The following is an 18287-nucleotide window of genomic DNA, read 5'->3' as shown; positions in this document are numbered from 1 at the left end:
CCGATCAGGAAAGGCGCGTCGGATCGGTCAGGCCGTGGCCCATTTCGCGTGCGTCCGGAGCACGGCTTAGCGGCAAGGAACCGGTCTGGCGTTCCAGTCGTCGATGCACGACCGGCAACTCGGGACCCAGATGCAAGGCCATGATCGCATCGCTATTGGCGATGTCGGCCACGGTTCGTCTCTGGTTGTGACGGACATAGTCCAGCCAGGTCGACACATGATAGCGTTCGACCCACAGTTCGGAATCCCCAAGGTCGCGCAACAACTGCCAGCCATGCGCACCATCCCTGCGCCGGATGCGACGGCGTTCGCTCATCGCCGACAGAAAGGGCACGATCGATCCGGCGGGAATGCGATATTCGATGGTGATGATCACGGGGCCGCTGCGCGGTTCGACCGGGACGGCCGTGTCCGGTTCATGCCAGTCGCCGCGCGGGTCCAGATTGTCGTCCCCGATCTGCGGCAATGGGCGCCACAGACCCAGCATTGCCGCGACAAACTGGGCGGACGCAGCCGCGTAAAGGGCGGCCACGACACCATGATGTTCCGCGACCCAGCCAAACAACCAGGCACCACCCGCCATGCCGCCAAAGGCCACCATCTGATAGAGCGCGACCGCGCGGGCAACCACCCAGCGCGGGGCCGACATCTGGACGGATACATTGAACGTCGCCAGCGCGGTCACCCACCCCGCCCCCGCGAGCAGATAGCCCGCCAGAGCAAGAGCCAGCCAGTGGCTCGACCCGGTGATGGCGGTGCCGAGGGCAAGCGCCAGCGCCGCGATCCGCACCAGCGTTTCGATCTGAAACCACGCGCGCAGGTGGCGGGACAGAAGCGCGCCGCCCACAGCGCCGATGCCGAACGCACCGCTGGTGACGCCGAAAGTCAGGGCACCGCCCCCGAGAAGATCGCGGGCGACCAGCGGCATGAGTGCCGACACGGCGCTGGCACCGATGCCGAAGGCCGCACTGCGCATCAGCACCAGCTTGATATTCGGAGACATCGACACATAGCTGATCCCGGCCAGCATGGCGACGCCCAGCCGTTCCCGGGGCAATAATTTGGGCGGTAATTCCGGACGCCAGCGCAGCAACACGCCGAGCAGGCCCAGATAGCTGATCGCATTGACGAGAAAGGCGGCAGCAGCTCCGGCAGCAGCCACGATAACGCCGCCCAACGCCGGCCCCACACTACGGGCAAGGTTGAACCCCATGCTGTTCAGCGCCACCGCGCTTGGCAGGTGCGCGCGCGGCACCATGTCGCCGACCGATGCCTGCCAGGCCGGGCCGTTGATCGCGGTCGCGCATCCGATCAGGAATGTGAAGCCCAGCAGCAGCCAGGGGGTGACAAGTCCGGCCCAGGCCGTCGCCGCCAGCGCGGCGGACACAAACAACATGAAGGCCTGGCAGGCGATCATCACCTTGCGACGGTCCAGATTGTCGGCAACAGCGCCGGCCCAGAGTGACAACAGCATGATGGGAAAGGTTGTCGCCGCCGGCACGAGCGCGATCAGCACCGGAGAGGCGGACAGCGACGTCATCATCCACGCGGCGCCGACCGACTGTATCAGGCCGCCGAAGTTCGATCCCAGGCTGGACAGCCAGATCGCGCGGAAGATGGGGATCGAAAACGGGGATGGCGCGGCATGGATCGGTTGGTCGGTTTCGCTTCCCATGGGACGGATATAGACGCCCATGGCGCCGACGCAATGCGCGTCTCCTGCCCCACCATGCCTCCCTCTCGCATTTGTCGTCGGAAAAGGGGTAAGCCCTGCCATCTGAAGATTATGCAACAGGTCTTCGGGATCACATGAAACGTAGTGGCCGGCTGGACGGTTTGGGTAATCGGGCCCCGCGAAGTGGCCCCAGGGCTGCAAACGGTGCAATAGAAGCTTGCACTTTACGTAAACGTAAATACATTCACGGTGACTTCGAACATGCCGCAATCGCCTCACGGAGAGGGAATAGAGATGGAAGCCTATATCTACGATGCCGTCCGGACACCCCGTGGCAGGGGCAAGGCCGATGGCGCGTTGCACGAAATCACGCCGATCCAGCTGGCGACTCAGGTGTTGGCGGCTATTCGCGACCGTAACCAGATCGACACGGCGGACGTCGACGACGTCATATTGGGGTGTGTGACCCCCGTGGGGGAACAGGGCGCGGACATCGCCCGCGCGGCCGTGCTGAACGCGGATTATGCGCAAACGACCCCTGGCGTCCAGATTAACAGATTCTGTGCTTCCGGCCTGGAAGCTGTCAACATGGCGGCAGCGAAAATCCATTCGGGCGAGGCGATGTTCGCGATCGGCGGCGGCGTCGAATCCATGAGCCGGGTGCCGATGGCATCGGACGGCGGCGCGATCGCGATGGACCCGGCGGTCGCCTACAAGACCTATTTCGCACCGCAAGGCATCGGCGCCGACGTCATCGCCACCAAATTCGGCATCAGCCGGGACGATGCGGACGCCTATGCGGTAGAAAGCCAGAAACGCGCAAAGCTGGCCTGGGATGAAGGGCGCTTCGCCAAGTCCATCCTTCCGGTCAGGGATGTCATTGGACAGGTCGTCCTCGACCATGACGAACATATGCGACCTGACGCGACGATGCAGTCGCTGGCGGCGCTCAAACCGAGCTTTGCTGCATTGGGCGAGGAAATGCCCGGTTTCGATACCGTGGCCCTGCTGCGCTACCCGGAACTGGAACGGGTCAATCACATCCATCACGCCGGCAACAGCAGCGGTATCGTCGACGGGGCGGCCGCCGTGCTCGTCGGCAATGCGGAGATGGGAGAGAAATATGGCCTGAAGGCGCGCGCCAGGATCAGGGCGATGGCCTCGATCGGTTCGGAACCGCTGATCATGCTGACCGGACCGGAATTCGTGGCCGGCAAGCTGCTAAGCCGCGCCGGCATGACAACGGCCGACATCGATCTTTGGGAGCTTAACGAAGCCTTCGCTTCGGTGGTCTTGCGCTACATGCAGGCGATGGATCTCGATCATGGCCAGATCAACGTGAACGGCGGGGCCATTGCCATGGGTCACCCGTTGGGCGCCACCGGCGCCATGGTGCTGGGCACGGCCCTCGACGAACTGGAGCGGTCCGGCAAGGGCACGGCGCTCGTCAACCTGTGCGTCGGCGCCGGCATGGGCACCGGCATCATCATCGAGCGCGTGTAATCGGCGGATAGAGGAGAGACAGACATGGAAACCATCCGCTTCGACATAGACGCCGACGGCATCGCCACGCTTATCATCGATGTGCCCGGCCAGTCGATGAATGTCATAGGACCCGATTTCATTGCCGATCTGGACGGTGCCATCACCCGCATCGCGTCGGAGCCGGACATCAAGGGCGCGGTCGTAGCCTCCGGCAAGGACAGCGGCTTCATGGCCGGCATGGACCTCAAATATTTCGGATCGATGCTGGCCAGCGGCGGCGGGGAGCCCCCCGCACCGGCCACCATCTTCGACAAGGTCTTCGTGCTGAACCAGCTGTTCCGTCGCCTGGAAACGTGCGGCAAGCCGATCGCCTGCGCCATTGAAGGCACCTGCGTCGGCGGCGGGTTCGAACTCGCCCTCGCCTGCCACCGCCGCGTCGTGGGAGACAGCAGCAAAACGCAACTCGGCCTTCCAGAAATCCTGATCGGCCTCTTTCCCGGCGGCGGCGGGTCACAGCGCCTGCCGCGCATCATGGGCGTGCAGGCGTCGCTGATGTACATGCTTCAGGGCAAGCTTTTCCGCCCGGCCGAGGCGGCCATGCTGAAGGTTGTGGATCAGATCGTGCCCCAGGGCGGCGCGGTGGAAGCCGCCCGCGAATGGGTGAAGGCCAATCCCAATGCGGCTACGCAGCCCTGGGACGTCAAGGGCTTCAAGGTGCCGGGCGGCGCGGGCCAGTTCAACCCCGCCTTCGTGCAGACCATGGTCGGCGCCCTGCCGATGACGCTGAAGCAGACCCAGCGCAACATGAACGCGCCCATCGCGCTGCTGTCAGCCGTCTATGAGGGCGTCACCCTGCCGATGGACCGGGCGATCCGGATCGAGAGCAAATATTTCGCCAAGGTGGCCGCCGACCCGCAGGCGTCCAACATGATCCGCACGCTGTTCGTCAACAAGCAGGCAGCCGAGCGCGGTGCCCGTCGGCCCAAGGACGAGCCCAAGGCGCCCACCGGGAAGCTGGCCATGCTGGGCGCGGGAATGATGGGTGCCGGCATCGCCACCGTCGCGGCACAGGCCGGGATGGAAGTGGTGCTGTTCGACCGTGACCAGGCTTATGCAGAAAAGGGCAAGGCCCATGTCGAGGAGGTGCTGAAGAAGCGTCTTGGCAAGGGCATGACGCCGGAGAAGATCGCCGAGACGCTCGCCCGTGTCAGCCCGACGACCGATTTTGCAGCGCTTGCCGGCGCCGACTTCGTGATCGAAGCGGTTTTCGAGGATGTCGCGATCAAGGCCGAAGTCACCCGGAAGGTGGAAGAGGTGCTGGGCGCCGACACCATTTTCGGATCGAACACATCCACCCTGCCCATCACAAAATTGGCGCAGGCATGGTCGAAACCGGAAAATTTCATCGGCATCCATTTTTTCTCGCCCGTTGAAAAGATGCCGCTGGTCGAAATCATCCTGGGCGAAAAAACCGGCCCGGCGGCCATTGCCAAGGCGTTGGACTTCGTCGCGCAGATCAAGAAAACGCCTATCGTCGTTCACGACAGTCGTGGCTTCTACACCTCGCGCAGCTTCGGCACCTATGTGCAGGAAGGCGCGGAACTGGTCGGGGAAGGCGTCAATCCGGCGCTCATCGAAAATGCCGGCAAGCAGCTTGGCATGCCGACCGGGCCTCTGGCGGTTAGCGACGAAGTGTCGATCGAACTGGGCGTCAAGATCATGACCGCGGCGAAGAAGGAACTGGGTGACGCCTATGTCCCCCAGGGCTCCGACGACATCATGGTCAAGATGACCGATGCCGGACGGCTGGGCCGCAAGAATGGCAAGGGCTGGTATGATTATCCCGAAGGCGCGAAAAAGCACCTTTCGCCCGCGCTTGGCGAGATGTTCCCGCGCGCGGCCGAGCAGCCCGATGTAGAGGCGGTCAAGGAACGCCTCCTCTATCGCCAGCTCATCGAATGTGCGCGCTGCTTCGAGGAAGGCGTGCTGGAAACGCCGGAAGACGGTGACATCGGCGCGATCTTCGGCTGGGGCTTTGCGCCCTATACCGGCGGGCCGTTCAGCCATATGGACACGGTCGGCATCGCCAATGTCGTCGCAACGCTGGATCGGCTGGCGGCGGCGCATGGGCCACGCTTTGCCCCCACGCAACAGCTGCGCGACATGGCGGCGAGCGGCGCGACCTTCTACAAGCCCGCGTCCATGAAGGCGGCCGCCTGAACGGCCTATAAATCTTAACGCCCTTTCGCTAGGTCTCCCCGGCATCAGCTGGGGAGACCTTTTCTTTATGAGCGACAAGCCCACGGTAATGGTGACGGGCGGCGCCGGCTATATCGGCAGCCATGCCGTTCTGGCGCTCAGGGATGCGGGCTATGGCGTGGTCGTGATCGACAATCTGGTCACCGGCTTCGATTGGGCCGTTCCCGCAGACGTACCGTTGGTGCGCGGCGACATCGCCGACCAGCCGCTGGTGGAAGCGACGCTGCGCGACCATGAGGTGCGGGCGATCATGCATTTCGCCGGATCCGTGGTGGTGCCGGAATCGGTCGAAAATCCGCTCAAATATTATCACAACAACAGCGCGAAGACACGCGACCTGATCGAAAGCGCGATCCGACAGGGCGTGCCGCATTTTATCTTTTCGTCCACTGCGGCCACCTATGGCACGCCGGATGTCGAAGCAGTGCGGGAGGATACGCCGCAGCGACCGATCAATCCCTATGGCATGTCGAAGCTGATGACCGAATATATGCTGCGCGACGTGGCGGCGGCGCATCCGATGAATTTCTGCGCGTTGCGCTATTTCAATGTTGCCGGTGCCGATCCGCAGGGTCGGACCGGTCAGTCGACGGCAGGCGCGACGCACCTCATCAAGGTCGCCGTCGAGGCGGCGCTGGGCAAGCGCGAAAGCGTCGCCGTGTTCGGCGACGATTTCGACACGCCGGACGGCACGGGCGTGCGCGATTATATCCATGTCAGCGACCTGGCCGCCGCGCATCTGCTCGCGCTGGAAGCACTGATGGCAGACCCCGGTCGCAGCCATATGCTCAATTGCGGCTACGGACGGGGTTTCTCGGTGCTCGAAGTGCTGGACGCGGTCGACAGGGCAACCAACAATCCGGTCAAGCGCGTGATGACCGGTCGCAGAGCGGGCGACCCAGGCAAGTTGATTTCCGACAACAGCGCGATCCTGGCCACCTTTCCCTGGCAGCCGCGCCATGCCGATCTGGACCGGATCGTCGCCCATGCCCTGGCCTGGGAACGCACGCTGGGCGAGAAGGGATGAGCGAGGAGAGCGTTCGCGCCTTCTTCTCGGCCACTGCCCCTGACATCACCATCATAGATCAAGGGGTCAGCACTGCCACGGTGACGGAGGCGGCCGCCGCCCTGGGCGTCGAGCCGGCACGCATTGCCAAGACGCTATCGCTCAGGGTCGGCGACGGGGTCGTGCTGGTCTGCGCGCGGGGCGATGCGCGGCTTTCCAACGGCAAGGCAAAGGCAGCGCTGGGCGCCAAGCCCCGCATGCTGCACGCGCATGAGGTGGAAGAACTGACCGGCCATCCGGTGGGGGGCGTCTGTCCGTTCGGATTGCCCAAGCCCCTCCCCGTCTATTGCGATGTGTCGCTCAGGGACTTCGCAACCGTGTTTCCGGCGGCCGGATCGCGCACGGCATCGGTCGAGTTGACGCCGTTACGGCTGGCGGCCTTGACCGGGGCCGCATGGGTCGACATCTGTGTTTTACCAGATCAAGCAGAGTAGCAATGCCAACGGAACATATTTTTGCCACCGGACCGGAAGCCGCGGCGGACATTGCTGCACGCATCGCCGGGATATTGTCCGATGCCATCGCCGCGCGTGGGATGGCCAGCCTCGCCGTATCGGGCGGCCGCTCTCCGCGCCCTGTGCTGGAGGCATTGAGCCACAGCGATCTGGATTGGAGCAAAGTGGTCGTCACTCTGGTGGACGAACGCTGGGTTGCGCGTGACAGCGTCGACAGCAATGAGCGGCTTGTCCGCGAGGCGTTGTTGCAGAGCCGCGCGGCGCAGGCACGTTTCGTCCCCATGAAGAATGACGCCGACGACGCCTATTCCGGGCAGCCGGAGGTGGAAAGCGCGTTCGCCACCTTGCCCTGGCCGCTGGACATCATCCTGCTCGGCATGGGCGACGACGGGCATACGGCATCGCTCTTCCCGGACGGTCGGGAATTGGACGAGGGCCTTGTCAGCAAGGCGCTGACCATCGCGGCCACCCCGCCGGTAGCACCATATCAGCGCATGTCCATGACGGCCCATGCCATTTTGCAAAGCCGCCACATCTTCATCCAGATCGGCGGTTCGGCGAAAAGGGCGGTTTACGACCGCGCGCTGGCAGGTGGGCCGGTGGACGAACTGCCCGTCCGCCTCGCCCTTCTGCAGCAGGACGTGCCCGTCGAAATATGGATCAGCGAAACCTGATCGACGGCCTGGTTCAGCTTTTCGGGTCGTGCTTTGAGAGTAGATACCGCCATACGCCGGTGGCGTTGATGAAGAGCAGGGCAACATTCTGCCAGCCTATGCCTTCGCTGTTCCTGTCGAGAAACCCCCATGCGATTAGGGCGATCGAACTGGTCACGAACAGCACGAATGCCCATCCCGTGATGCGCCGCCCGAGGTTGAGCGAAACGACCAGGGCCGCAATGGTTGCCGCCCCGGCACCATAATATTGTAAAGCGGTCAGCAGAGTCTGGTTCATGTGCGATGAACGCAGCCCCTATCGACATGGTTGCGAGGCCGCTCTAGGCACGCGTCATGGTTGCAGAGATTGATCCCTTTCATGCCATCGCCATCAGCCGCGAAGCGCACCAGTTGGAAACCGAGGGTCGATCCATCCTGCATATGGAATTCGGGCAGCCCTCAACCGGCGCGCCGGCGCCTGCGATCGCCATGGCGCATCGCGTGCTGGACACCGATCCCATGGGCTATTGGGAAAGCATGCCGCTCAAGCAGCGGATCGCCCGTCTCTACGCCGACAACCATGACGTCATTGTCGACCCGGAGCAGGTCATCCTGACCTGCGGCGCGTCGCCGGGGCTGGTGCTGGCGCTCAACAGCCTGTTCGCGCCGGGCGACCGGGTGGCGATCGCGCGGCCGGGATATGTCGCCTACCGCAACAACCTGAAGGCATTATATCTTGAACCGGTCGAACTGCCGTGCGGGGCGGCGGAGCGCTATCAGATCAGTGCCGATGCGCTCGCCGGACTCGATCCGGCGCCGCAAGGTGTGATCCTTGCCAGCCCCGCCAACCCGACCGGCACCATCATCCCGCCGGATGAACTCGTCCGGATCGCGGATATATGCGCCCGGCGCGGCATCCGGATCGTCTCGGACGAAATCTATCATGGCCTGACCTTCGGCGAACCGGCCCATTCGATGCTGGAATTTGCGCCGGGCGCCGTGATCGTGAACAGCTTTTCCAAATATTTCAGCATGGCCGGATGGCGGTTGGGATGGATGGTCGTCCCGCCCGATCTGATCAACGCGACGCGCGCGCGCATGACCAACCTGTTCCTTACCCCGCCGGTCGTGGCGCAACGCGCCGGGCTGGTAGCGATGGATTGCGCGCAGGAACTCGACGCGCATGTCGAAACCTATCGCCGCAACCGCGCGCTTTTGCTCGATGCCCTGCCCGCGCTCGGGCTGGCTAGGATCGCACCGCCCGATGGCGCCTTCTATATCTACGCCGATGTCGGCCACCTGACCGACGACAGCCTGGCTTTCTGCCGCAAGCTGCTGCGTGAGACCGGCGTCGCCACCGCGCCGGGGATCGATTTCGATCCGGTCGACGGCCACCGCTTCATCCGCATGAGCTTTGCCGTGTCGACCGATCGGGTGGAAGATGCGATCGCACGCCTGATCCCGTGGTTCGCGGCGCAGGGCGAGCGTTAGTGGATTGATTTTGACATTTGCTTCCCCTGGCGGCCTGAATGGATTTGCAAATGTCAGAATCGGACCACTAGCTATTCCGCATCTCAGCCGCGTGTTCGGTCGAATGCATCCAGTTCATAGGCAATGGACGCTTCGACCAGCCTGTCCCACAAATCCACGATGACATCACCGGGCAGGCCCAGCGCCTCTGCGTGCGCACGGGCATTGGCAATCACCTGCGCCTTGCGCGGTTCGTCGCGCACGGCATCGCGATCGGGCTTGATCCGGGCGGCGGCTCGCATATGGGCGAAGCGATCGGCGAGCAGCGCGACGAGGCGGCGATCAATCTCGTCGACGCCGGTGCGAACCTCAGCCATGCACGTATAGCTTTCGGGATTCATGACGCTTGCACTAGGCCGCGCGCCCCTCCCTGTCGAGGGCTTGACATCCCTTCCCCGTCCCGTCATAGGCGCGCCTTCGCGATTGGCCCCGCACCCCGGTGAAGCGGCGGCCCTGCCCCCGAAATATGGATCGCAGGCGATACCGGGAGTAACGTTGTTAGCGATTGTTAGGAAATATCTATGTCGAAGCGCTCCAGCGCCAAGTACAAACTCGACCGCCGGATGGGCGAAAACATCTGGGGTCGTCCCAAGAGCCCGGTGAACAAGCGGGAATATGGTCCCGGTCAGCATGGCCAGCGCCGCAAGGGCAAGATGTCGGATTACGGCATCCAGCTGCGCGCGAAGCAGAAGCTGAAAGGCTATTACGGCGACATCACCGAAAAGCAGTTCAAGAAGAACTATATCGAAGCCAGCCGCATGAAGGGCGACACCGGTCAGAACCTGATCGGCCTGCTGGAACGCCGCCTGGATGCCGTTGTGTACCGCGCCAAGTTCGCACCGACCATCTTCGCCGCCCGCCAGATCGTCAGCCATGGCCACATCTATGTGAACGGCGTCAAGTGCAACATCGCTTCGCGTCTGGTGAAGCCGGGCGATGAGATCATGCTGGGCAAAAAGGCACAGGAAATGGCGCTGGTAATGGAAGCGCAGAGCCTTCCCGAGCGCGACATTCCCGACTATGTGTCGCCCGATGGCGCCGCCAAGATCACCTATGTCCGTGTGCCGACGCTGGACGAGGTGCCCTATCCGGTGAAGATGGAGCCCAATCTGGTCGTCGAATTCTATTCGCGCTGATCGGTTCTTCCGTACAGAGTTTCGAGAAAGGGCGGCCCCGCAAGGGAGCCGCCCTTTTTCATGGCCGGACCATCGCGAAAATATCCGCCCAAGCAGCTAATATATTGCGGAACATGCGATATGCCGCGATGCAGACTGCTGACTGGACCAAGAGGGGTAACATTGCGATATCCGGACTCTATTCGGAAACTCTGGAAGTCGGAAACGGTTCGCCTGCTGCGCATGGCGACGTCCCGCCGGGCGCGCGAAAAGTTCCGGGGACCGATCCCCATTCCGCTTGTCCTGCCCGGTCACGACGACCATCAATATCGCAATCCGACGGATTTGCGGCGTACCGACACACCGTCGGCCCGGGTAATCGTGTTGGGCTCGTGCATGGCGCAGGCCTATGTCGACTATCTGGGCGATACGGCGCCGTTCGATTGTGACCTTGTCATGACGAACCACGCGGGCGGCATACCCGAAAAGCCGCCACGCCCGGTCGCAGAGTACGACTTCCAGCTCGTCAACCTGACCTACCGCACGATCGTGCCCGAATATGGCATTTTCGCAATTCCCCACGCCGACGAAGCGCGTTTGCAGGCCTTTTTCGAAGAATGTTGCGCCCGACTGGACTTGCTGCTCGACACCATATTGCGCTGGAACAGCGAGCATAAGTTGCTGAGCTTCGTCACGAATTTCCTCGCCCCTCAGCAGAACAGCCTGGGCAAGCTGATGCCGCGCTACGACCTTCGCAATCCGGTCCATTTCGTTGAACGGCTCAATCAGCATCTCGATGGCGCGATTGCGGACCGGCCCAATGTCCACATGATCGACGTCGATGAAATAGCCTCGACCTTCGGCCGGAAAATGGTTCAGGATGACCATCTCTGGCACCTGTCGCACAACGGCTTTCTGGGCGACTGGGACTATGAACAGGATAGCGGCCGGATCGAACGGAGCCGACCGATCAGCCATTACCATAGACTGGAAACGTCGAAATTCTTCAAGGCCGTTTGGCAGGAAGTCGAGGCAAGCTGGCGAATTGTCCGGCAGATGGATGCCGTGAAGCTGGTGGCCATCGACCTGGATGACACGCTGTGGCGAGGGGTCATGGCCGAGGAAGCATTGAGCCACGCCGAACCGCTGGAAGGATGGCCGCTGGGCTTTGCCGAAGCGCTGGTGACGCTCAAAAAACGTGGCATATTGCTGGCGATCCTCAGCAAGAATGACGGCGACCGGATCGAGGCGAAGTGGGACAGCATTTTCGGCCCCATTTTGCCGCTTTCCACATTCGCCATCCGCAAGATAAATTGGCGGCCGAAGTCCGAAAATATGGCAGAGGTGCTGGCGGAAGCGAACATCCTCCCGCGCAATGTCGTCTTCATCGACGACAATCCGGTCGAACGCGCCGCAATGGCCGCTGCCTATCCCGACATCCGCCTGCTGGGCGATCATCCCTATCTGACGCGACGCATCCTGCTGTGGGCGCCTGAAACACAGGTCGCTGCCATATCTCAGGAATCCGCCCGCCGGACCGACATGGTCCGGGCGCAGGGCGTGCGTGAAACGGCCCGGGGCAGATTGTCACGCGAAGCATTCCTGTCGGGCCTCAATATGCGCGTCACGCCTGCGGTGCTGGATCATGTGGAGCATCCCGGCTTTGCCCGCGCAATGGAATTGGTCAACAAGACGAACCAGTTCAACACCAGCGGTGAACGCTGGACGCTGCACGCCTTCGCCGCGCTGTTCGAACGTGGCGGATGGCTTGCCACATTCGCCGTCACCGACATCTATTCCAACTATGGCGTGGTCGCTGTCGCGATTGTCGAGGGCACCCATATCCGCCAGTTTGTCATGAGTTGCCGAGTCATAGGGCTGGAGGTCGAAAAAGCCGCCCTCGGCTGGCTAATTTCTTTGGTGCAACGGGACCGGAATGAGACCGTGTCTGCCCGGCTGGTCCAAACGACGGATAATGGCCTGACGCACGACCTCTATGCTCGGCTCGGCTTTACCCAAATGCAGGAAGATGCACAGCTCACCGGAGCAGGGCCGGAAATCCCGACGCATATTCGCATCGAGTCCCCCAGCCCCGCATAGGCAACAAAAAAGGGACCGGAAATTCCGGCCCCTTTTCTGATCGAATTGCTCGAACGCTTAGCGCTTCGAGAACTGGAAGCTCCGGCGCGCCTTGGCCTTGCCGTACTTCTTGCGCTCGACGACGCGGCTGTCGCGGGTCAGGAAGCCCTCGGCCTTGACCGCGCTGCGCAGCGCCGGCTCATATTTGGACAACGCCTGGGCGATGCCATGCTTGACCGCGCCGGCCTGCCCCGAAAGGCCGCCGCCCTTGACGGTGCACACGACATCATACTGGCCCTCACGCTCGGTAACGCCGAAGGGCTGGTTGATCACCAGACGCAGGGTCGGGCGGGCGAAATAGACTTCCTGATCGCGGCCGTTGACCGTGATCTTGCCGGTGCCGGGCTTCACCCACACGCGGGCCACGGCGTCCTTGCGGCGGCCGGTGGCATAGGCGCGGCCCAGGCTGTCGATTTCCTGATCGCGCAGGGGAGCCGAAGGAACGACGGGCGCAGCGACGGACGCTTCACCTTCCACCGCAGCGGCGGGCGCGGCGGCGGGAGCGTTGGCGGTCAGCGACGCGAGGTCGGACAGGGACTGACGGTTATCGGACATTATGCACCCACCTTGTTCTTGCGGTTGCGCGACGCGAAATCGAGCACTTCGGGGTTCTGGGCTTCATGCGGGTGCTCGGCGCCGGCGAAGATGCGCAGGTTGCGCATCTGCTGGCGACCCAACGGACCGCGGGGGATCATGCGCTCCACGGCCTTTTCCAGGACACGCTCGGGGAAACGCCCCTCCAGGATCTTGGCAGGCGTGGTTTCCTTGATGCCGCCGGCATAACCGGTGTGCTTGTAATAGACCTTGTCGGTCAGCTTGCGACCGGTGAACTTCACCTTGCCGGCGTTGACGATGATGACATTGTCACCGCAATCAACGTGAGGCGTGAAGCTGGTCTTGTGCTTGCCGCGCAGGATATTCGCTACGGTCGAAGCCAGGCGACCCACGACGAGGCCTTCGGCGTCGATCAGGATCCACTTCTTTTCGACCGTTGCCGGGGTTGCCGGCTTGGTGGTCTTCATCAGCGCCTTCATGGTGCCAATCTCCAGAATGAGAAAATGAAACCGGGCGCCGTCACCGGCACCCGGAAGTGGGCCGCTAATGACGCCTAGACGGCCGCAAGTCAAGAGATCAGGCGGCTTTGCTGGCGGGTAAAATAATACCTGCCTTAAATCTGGCTCAATCCCGCATCGGCCAGGCCCCGCCAGAGATGCAGCGCCTGGACGCTTTCCCGAACATCGTGGACCCTTACCATCTGCGCGCCGAGCTGTGCAGCGCGGAAGGCAAGCGCAACCGAGCCACCCAGCCGTTCCGACGCCGGTGCCTCGTTGGACAATGCACCGATCAGGCGCTTGCGGCTACCCGCGAAAAGTAGCGGCACGCCCAGCCCATGAAAGGCAGCGAGCCCGTTCACCAGCGCCAGATTGTCGGTCAGGCTCTTGCCGAAGCCGAGGCCGGGATCGATCATGATCCTGTCATGGGCGATGCCGGCAGCGAGACAGGCGGCGATCCGAGCCTCCAGATGATCATGAACATCCGCAACGACATCGCCGTAACCGCCGGGATTGTCGTGCGGGTCGTCCCCGGCGCAAGGCGCATGCATCAGGATGACGGGGCAACCGGCGCGCGCCACCACTTCCAGGCTGCGCGGGTCGTGGGCCAGCGCGCTGACGTCGTTGACGACCGCCGCCCCGGCGGCCAGTGCGGCCTCCATCACGGTTGCCTTGCGGGTATCGATCGACATGGCGACGCCCGACGCCGCCAGGCGCTCGATAACGGGGACAACCCGCTTCACCTCATCCCCTTCCCACAGCTTCTGCGCCTTGGGGCGGGTGGACTCGCCGCCGACATCGATTAGCGCCGCGCCAGCGGCAGCCATGGCAAAACCTGCATCGGCCGCCGCCTGCGGGTCGTCCATGTGCCTGCCGCCGTCGGAGAAACTGTCCGGCGTGATGTTGAGGATCGCCATGACCTGCGGCGCGTCGAACCGAATAGTGCGGTCGCCCAGCACCAGCGGCTGTCGCGGGGCCGAGATGTTGGCCGCGAGCCGACTGGCCCGCTCGGTGAGGGCGTCAGGCAGGCCGTCGATGACGGTGGCAAAATCGGCAACCGGAATGATTGTCCGCGCGATCCGTTGCCGACCGTCGAGCGCGGTCAACTCATAGGCCTGAAACCATATCAGTCCATTGCCCATCCGCGCAGCCGTGCCATCCGGCAAGCCGACCGGCGTCGGCACGGTCCAGGTCGGCTTAAGATATAAGCGCGCGTCTGCGGGGATGGTGGACAACATCGACATGGGCATCCCTTGGCCGCTTGGAGATCAGGGCTCGTTCGCCAGAAGATAGGTCTGACGGAGCGTATCGATGGGCTTTAGCCCGCCTTCTGCCTCATAATGCCAGAAAGTCCAGCCGTTGCAGCTTGGCGCGCCTTGCAGGGTCGCGCCCATCTTGTGGATCGATCCGGTGTCGCCGCCTAACGCCAGCGATCCGTCCGCGCGGACCTGCGCCTGCCAACGGCGCTTCGTATCCGTGAGCAGCGTGCCAGGCTTGAGATAGCCGGTTTCCACCAGCGTTCCGAAGGCGACCTTGGGCTGGCTGCGCGCGCTTTGCATGATGGTCAGCGCGGATTCATCGAGCGGAAGGGCATCGGCAATGCGCGCAAGCGCGACTTCGATATAGTCTTCTTCCCGCTCTATGCCGATCCATTTGCGTCCCAGTCGCTTGGCCACCGCGCCGGTCGTACCGGTGCCGAAAAACGGGTCGAGAACCACATCGCCCGGCTTCGTGCAGGACAGCATCACACGATAGAGCAAGGATTCCGGCTTTTGCGTCGGATGCGCCTTCGTTCCGTTGCGCTTCAGCCGTTCCTGCCCGCTACAGATCGGAAGAACCCAGTCGGAACGCATTTGAAGCTCGTCATTGAGCGTCTTCATCGCCTTGTAGTTGAACGTATATTTCGCATCTTCGCCCTGGCTGGCCCAGATCAGCGTTTCATGCGCGTTGGTAAAGCGCGTGCCCTTGAAATTGGGCATCGGGTTCGCCTTGCGCCAGATGATGTCGTTGAGGATCCAGAAGCCTTCATCCTGCAATGCCGCGCCGACACGGAAGATATTGTGATAGCTGCCGATCACCCAGATGGTGCCGTTGGGCTTCAGGATGCGGCGCGCCTCGCGCAACCATGCCTTGGTGAACCGGTCATAGGCGCCGAGCGTGTCGAACTTGTCCCAATCATTGTCGACCGCGTCGACCCGGCTGCCCTCCGGCCGGAACAGATCTCCGCCAAGTTGCAGATTATAGGGCGGGTCGGCAAAGATCATGTCGATGCATTTGTCGGGAAGCGACGCCATCTGGGCGATGCAGTCGCCGCGCAGCAGACTGTCGACGGGAATATTGGCCGGATCGGCATCGATCGGCGCAATCGCCTTCCTCCGCCGCGGCGCGACGCGTTCCATGACTCCCATGCTGCTACCCCCGTTTCGTCTCATTACCCGAAGGGCGATGAGTCCTCGGCAGTCCGGCGTCAAGGCCCCGGAATGTGACGAGTCGCACCGGTTGGGCAGTGCGCGGGCTGGAACGAATGGTGACCTACAACATGTTGAGTCCAACGGACCCGGCGGGACTCAACATGGGGGCGTGTGGCGCAAAAGACTCAGCTGGCGGACCCGCTCATTTTTTTTCGTTAACGTGCTTCAGGCAGCGCATTCTTGCCAAATCCATAACCCTATGATTATGTATTCAGCATGAAGGAAATTTCGCAAACCGCCGACACAACCATCGATATGCAGTTCAAGGCATTGTCCGACGGAACCCGCCGTGCCCTGCTGGAATATCTGGTGCGGGAGGGCGAGCAGAGCGTCCATGCCCTCACCGCCATAGCCGGCGTATCGCAGCCGATGGTGTCGCGCCACATGGCGAAGCTGAAACGGACGGAACTCGTGACCGTCCGTCGCGCGGGGCGCGAGACATTCTATGCCGCCCGCGCGAAGGGGCTGGCGCCGGTGGTACAGTGGATGGCGGTTTACGGCGCACTCTGGTCGCAGCGTTTCACAGCCCTGGAAGGCATGGAGGCCTGAACCGCAGGCCTCCATGCCTTCCCGTCAGATCATCGCCATGCCGCCGTTTACGTGCAGCGTCTGTCCGGTGACGTACCCCGCTTCTTTGCTCGCCAGGTAGACGACCGCCGCGCCGATATCGTCGCCGCTGCCCAGATCGCCGGCGGGGATCTTCGCCAGGATAGCCCCCTTCTGCGCATCGTTCAGCGCATCCGTCATGGCCGAGCGCATGAAGCCGGGTGCGACGCAGTTCACGGTGATGCCGCGGCTCGCCAATTCCTGACCCAGCGACTTTGACATGCCGATGATGCCCGCCTTCGACGCGCAATAATTGGCCTGGCCCGGATTACCGGTCACGCCCACGACCGAGGTGATCGAGATGATGCGGCCGAAGCGCGCCTTCATCATCGGCTTGGCGGCAGCGCGACACAGACGGAAGGCCGCCTCCAGATTGACCTGGATGACCTGCGACCATTCGTCGTCCTTCATGCGCAGGATCAGGTTGTCGCGGGTGATGCCCGCGTTGTTGACGAGAATATCGACCTTCCCGCCCAGCGCTTCCACCGCCTGCGGCACCAGCGCGTCGACCGAGGCCGGATCGCTCAGGTTGCACAGGATGGTCTTGTGATCGCCGCCCAGTTCGGCCGCGAACGCCTTCAGCTTTTCCTCGTTGCTGCCTGACAGGGCCAGCGTCGCGCCCTGCGCGGCAAGCGCCTTCGCAATTGACGAACCGATACCACCCGAAGCGCCGGTCACCAGCGCAGTCATGCCTGTAAGATCGAACATGTCGTTTTCCTTGTCCTGTCAGAAGGCGGCCAGCGCCGCCTCGATATCGTCCATCGTTACGATGCTGCGCACGGTAGCGTCGGGCGCGATGCGCTTGACCATCGGGCCGAGCACCTTGCCGCCCAGCTCGACGAACTCGGTGACGCCCGCGTCCCACATGGCGGCGACGGATTCGCGCCAGCGTACGCGGCCCGTCACCTGCTCGACCAGGCGTGCCCTGATCGCTTCGGGATCGGCGATCGGCGCGGCGAGGACATTGGCGTAAACCGGCAGCAGGGGGGCACAAAGCGATGCTTCGGCCAGAGCCTGGGCCATGGCGTCTGCGGCCGGCTGCATGAGTTCGCAATGAAAGGGCGCCGATACGGGCAGTAGCATTCCGCGCTTGATGCCATGATCCTTGACCATTGCCACAGCGCGTTCAATCGCGCTCTTGTGGCCAGATATCACAACCTGACTTGGATCATTGTCATTGGCAACGGCGCACACCTCGCCTTGGGCCGCGGCGGCAGCAAGTGCCTGCGCCTTTTCGACGTCCGCACCCAGCAGAGCAGCCATCGCCCCTTCTCCCACCGGTACGGCTTCTTGCATGGCGTACCCACGACGTTTTAGCAGGCGTGCGGTCGTTCCGACGTCCATCGCCTCGGCTGCACAAAGCGCGCTATATTCTCCCAGGCTATGTCCCGCTACATAATCGCCTGCCTCGACCAGGCGAAAGCCACCCTCCCGCTGCATCACGCGAAGGGTCGCAAGCGCATTGGCCATGATTGCCGGCTGAGCATTTTCCGTCAGGGTCAACCGGTCTTCCGGTCCCTCGGTCATAAGGCGGAAAAGATGATGGGACAGCGCATCATCCACCTCCTGAAACAGCTCCCTGGCCGCGGGGCTGGCGTCTGCCAGCGCCTTGCCCATGCCTACCGACTGGCTGCCCTGTCCCGGAAATAGAAAAGCCCGCATATTCATCCTCTGATCCGAAAGCGCTTCAAAAGCGCGTAAATCCCATGCCGTTACACTTTGAGACACAAATGCCGTTGAGCCTTACATGCCCCTGCGGCAGTCAGGAGCGGCTCGTCTGC

At 62.9% G+C, this 18287-nt stretch carries 18 protein-coding genes; 9 read left to right on the top strand and 9 right to left on the bottom strand.

The genetic code is table 11. The features are described 5' to 3' along the window. Positions 1-4 precede the first annotated feature (4 nt). Entirely contained in the window at positions 5-1696 is a 1692-nt protein-coding gene (locus J3E64_RS13240) for an MFS transporter (RefSeq protein WP_253343497.1), read from the bottom strand. A gap of 273 nt (positions 1697-1969) precedes the next feature. Between J3E64_RS13240 and J3E64_RS13235 the strand changes: the two genes are divergently transcribed. From J3E64_RS13235 to pgl, 5 genes are all read left to right on the top strand, one after another. Continuing rightward, on the top strand, positions 1970-3178 hold the full coding sequence (locus J3E64_RS13235) for an acetyl-CoA C-acetyltransferase (RefSeq protein ID WP_253343496.1): 1209 nt from the start codon (positions 1970-1972) through the stop codon (positions 3176-3178). Between the two features lie 24 nt (positions 3179-3202). Continuing rightward, on the top strand, positions 3203-5380 hold the full coding sequence (locus tag J3E64_RS13230) for a 3-hydroxyacyl-CoA dehydrogenase NAD-binding domain-containing protein (protein ID WP_253343495.1): 2178 nt from the start codon (positions 3203-3205) through the stop codon (positions 5378-5380). A 67-nt stretch (positions 5381-5447) separates the two neighbouring features. Further along, positions 5448-6446, top strand: coding sequence for a UDP-glucose 4-epimerase GalE (gene galE / locus J3E64_RS13225; RefSeq protein ID WP_253343494.1), 999 nt, complete (start codon positions 5448-5450; stop codon positions 6444-6446). Beyond that, on the top strand, positions 6443-6919 hold the full coding sequence (locus J3E64_RS13220; RefSeq protein WP_253343493.1) for a YbaK/EbsC family protein: 477 nt from the start codon (positions 6443-6445) through the stop codon (positions 6917-6919). Before galE ends, J3E64_RS13220 begins: the two co-directional genes overlap by 4 nt. Before the next feature lie 2 nt (positions 6920-6921). Continuing rightward, entirely contained in the window at positions 6922-7614 is a 693-nt protein-coding gene (pgl, locus tag J3E64_RS13215; RefSeq protein WP_253343492.1) for a 6-phosphogluconolactonase, read from the top strand. 13 nt (positions 7615-7627) lie between these two features. Here the strand turns inward: pgl and J3E64_RS13210 are convergent, their stop codons facing one another. Further along, on the bottom strand, positions 7628-7891 hold the full coding sequence (locus J3E64_RS13210) for a hypothetical protein (RefSeq protein ID WP_253343491.1): 264 nt from the start codon (positions 7889-7891) through the stop codon (positions 7628-7630). A gap of 56 nt (positions 7892-7947) precedes the next feature. On the opposite strand from J3E64_RS13210, the gene J3E64_RS13205 reads away from it, so the two are divergent. Beyond that, positions 7948-9084, top strand: coding sequence for an aminotransferase class I/II-fold pyridoxal phosphate-dependent enzyme (locus tag J3E64_RS13205; RefSeq protein WP_253343490.1), 1137 nt, complete (start codon positions 7948-7950; stop codon positions 9082-9084). Between the two features lie 83 nt (positions 9085-9167). Here J3E64_RS13205 and J3E64_RS13200 read toward each other — a convergent pair whose 3' ends face one another. Further along, complete coding sequence (locus J3E64_RS13200) at positions 9168-9464, bottom strand: chorismate mutase (RefSeq protein ID WP_253343489.1); 297 nt, start codon at positions 9462-9464, stop codon at positions 9168-9170. Positions 9465-9644: 180 nt separating this feature from the next. Between J3E64_RS13200 and rpsD the strand changes: the two genes are divergently transcribed. Both rpsD and J3E64_RS13190 read left to right on the top strand, forming a co-directional pair. After that, positions 9645-10259: a 30S ribosomal protein S4 gene (rpsD, locus tag J3E64_RS13195; RefSeq protein WP_253343488.1), complete on the top strand. Its 615-nt coding sequence runs from the start codon at positions 9645-9647 to the stop codon at positions 10257-10259. Between the two features lie 162 nt (positions 10260-10421). Further along, positions 10422-12338, top strand: a complete 1917-nt coding sequence (locus J3E64_RS13190) for an HAD-IIIC family phosphatase (protein ID WP_253343487.1) — start codon at positions 10422-10424, stop codon at positions 12336-12338. A 57-nt stretch (positions 12339-12395) separates the two neighbouring features. On the opposite strand, the gene rpsI is transcribed toward J3E64_RS13190, so the two are convergent. The 4 genes from rpsI to J3E64_RS13170 form a co-directional block, all read right to left on the bottom strand. Then, positions 12396-12932: a 30S ribosomal protein S9 gene (rpsI, locus tag J3E64_RS13185; protein ID WP_253343486.1), complete on the bottom strand. Its 537-nt coding sequence runs from the start codon at positions 12930-12932 to the stop codon at positions 12396-12398. Continuing rightward, a complete protein-coding gene (gene rplM, locus J3E64_RS13180) occupies positions 12932-13411 on the bottom strand; it encodes a 50S ribosomal protein L13 (RefSeq protein ID WP_253343485.1) in 480 nt (159 codons plus the stop codon). The genes rpsI and rplM overlap by 1 nt, the downstream gene beginning before the upstream one ends. 134 nt (positions 13412-13545) lie before the next feature. Then, complete coding sequence (folP, locus tag J3E64_RS13175) at positions 13546-14667, bottom strand: dihydropteroate synthase (protein ID WP_253343633.1); 1122 nt, start codon at positions 14665-14667, stop codon at positions 13546-13548. 30 nt (positions 14668-14697) lie between these two features. Continuing rightward, the gene (locus J3E64_RS13170) at positions 14698-15837 is read right to left on the bottom strand and encodes a site-specific DNA-methyltransferase (RefSeq protein WP_301287280.1); all 1140 of its coding nucleotides are present in this window, start codon (positions 15835-15837) and stop codon (positions 14698-14700) included. A 279-nt stretch (positions 15838-16116) separates the two neighbouring features. Here J3E64_RS13170 and J3E64_RS13165 point away from each other — a divergent pair, with 279 nt between their 5' ends. Then, positions 16117-16449 (top strand): helix-turn-helix transcriptional regulator, encoded by a 333-nt coding sequence (locus J3E64_RS13165; RefSeq protein WP_253343484.1) that lies wholly within the window; start codon positions 16117-16119, stop codon positions 16447-16449. Positions 16450-16473: 24 nt separating this feature from the next. On the opposite strand, the gene fabG is transcribed toward J3E64_RS13165, so the two are convergent. Both fabG and fabD read right to left on the bottom strand, forming a co-directional pair. After that, positions 16474-17214: a 3-oxoacyl-[acyl-carrier-protein] reductase gene (gene fabG / locus J3E64_RS13160; RefSeq protein ID WP_253343483.1), complete on the bottom strand. Its 741-nt coding sequence runs from the start codon at positions 17212-17214 to the stop codon at positions 16474-16476. Between the two features lie 18 nt (positions 17215-17232). Then, a complete protein-coding gene (gene fabD, locus J3E64_RS13155) occupies positions 17233-18168 on the bottom strand; it encodes an ACP S-malonyltransferase (RefSeq protein ID WP_253343482.1) in 936 nt (311 codons plus the stop codon). Positions 18169-18287 lie beyond the last annotated feature (119 nt).

The sequence above is a fragment of the Sphingobium sp. OAS761 genome, from assembly GCF_024168485.1.
Classification (GTDB): Bacteria; Pseudomonadota; Alphaproteobacteria; order Sphingomonadales; family Sphingomonadaceae; genus Sphingobium.
The sequence above is the reverse complement of the archived record's forward strand: the minus strand, read 5'-3'. Positions and strand labels throughout refer to the sequence as shown.

Coding starts and splice junctions, on each gene's coding strand:
- J3E64_RS13205 (WP_253343490.1), top strand. CDS start 7,948: ATGGTTGCAGAGATTGATCCCTTTCATGCCATCGCCATCAGCCGCGAA.
- J3E64_RS13235 (WP_253343496.1), top strand. CDS start 1,970: ATGGAAGCCTATATCTACGATGCCGTCCGGACACCCCGTGGCAGGGGC.
- fabG (WP_253343483.1), bottom strand. CDS start 17,214: ATGTTCGATCTTACAGGCATGACTGCGCTGGTGACCGGCGCTTCGGGT.
- pgl (WP_253343492.1), top strand. CDS start 6,922: ATGCCAACGGAACATATTTTTGCCACCGGACCGGAAGCCGCGGCGGAC.
- J3E64_RS13170 (WP_301287280.1), bottom strand. CDS start 15,837: ATGGGAGTCATGGAACGCGTCGCGCCGCGGCGGAGGAAGGCGATTGCG.
- J3E64_RS13210 (WP_253343491.1), bottom strand. CDS start 7,891: ATGAACCAGACTCTGCTGACCGCTTTACAATATTATGGTGCCGGGGCG.
- galE (WP_253343494.1), top strand. CDS start 5,448: ATGAGCGACAAGCCCACGGTAATGGTGACGGGCGGCGCCGGCTATATC.
- J3E64_RS13165 (WP_253343484.1), top strand. CDS start 16,117: ATGAAGGAAATTTCGCAAACCGCCGACACAACCATCGATATGCAGTTC.
- J3E64_RS13240 (WP_253343497.1), bottom strand. CDS start 1,696: ATGGGCGTCTATATCCGTCCCATGGGAAGCGAAACCGACCAACCGATC.
- folP (WP_253343633.1), bottom strand. CDS start 14,667: ATGTTGTCCACCATCCCCGCAGACGCGCGCTTATATCTTAAGCCGACC.
- rplM (WP_253343485.1), bottom strand. CDS start 13,411: ATGAAGGCGCTGATGAAGACCACCAAGCCGGCAACCCCGGCAACGGTC.
- fabD (WP_253343482.1), bottom strand. CDS start 18,168: ATGCGGGCTTTTCTATTTCCGGGACAGGGCAGCCAGTCGGTAGGCATG.
- J3E64_RS13230 (WP_253343495.1), top strand. CDS start 3,203: ATGGAAACCATCCGCTTCGACATAGACGCCGACGGCATCGCCACGCTT.
- rpsD (WP_253343488.1), top strand. CDS start 9,645: ATGTCGAAGCGCTCCAGCGCCAAGTACAAACTCGACCGCCGGATGGGC.
- rpsI (WP_253343486.1), bottom strand. CDS start 12,932: ATGTCCGATAACCGTCAGTCCCTGTCCGACCTCGCGTCGCTGACCGCC.
- J3E64_RS13200 (WP_253343489.1), bottom strand. CDS start 9,464: ATGAATCCCGAAAGCTATACGTGCATGGCTGAGGTTCGCACCGGCGTC.
- J3E64_RS13220 (WP_253343493.1), top strand. CDS start 6,443: ATGAGCGAGGAGAGCGTTCGCGCCTTCTTCTCGGCCACTGCCCCTGAC.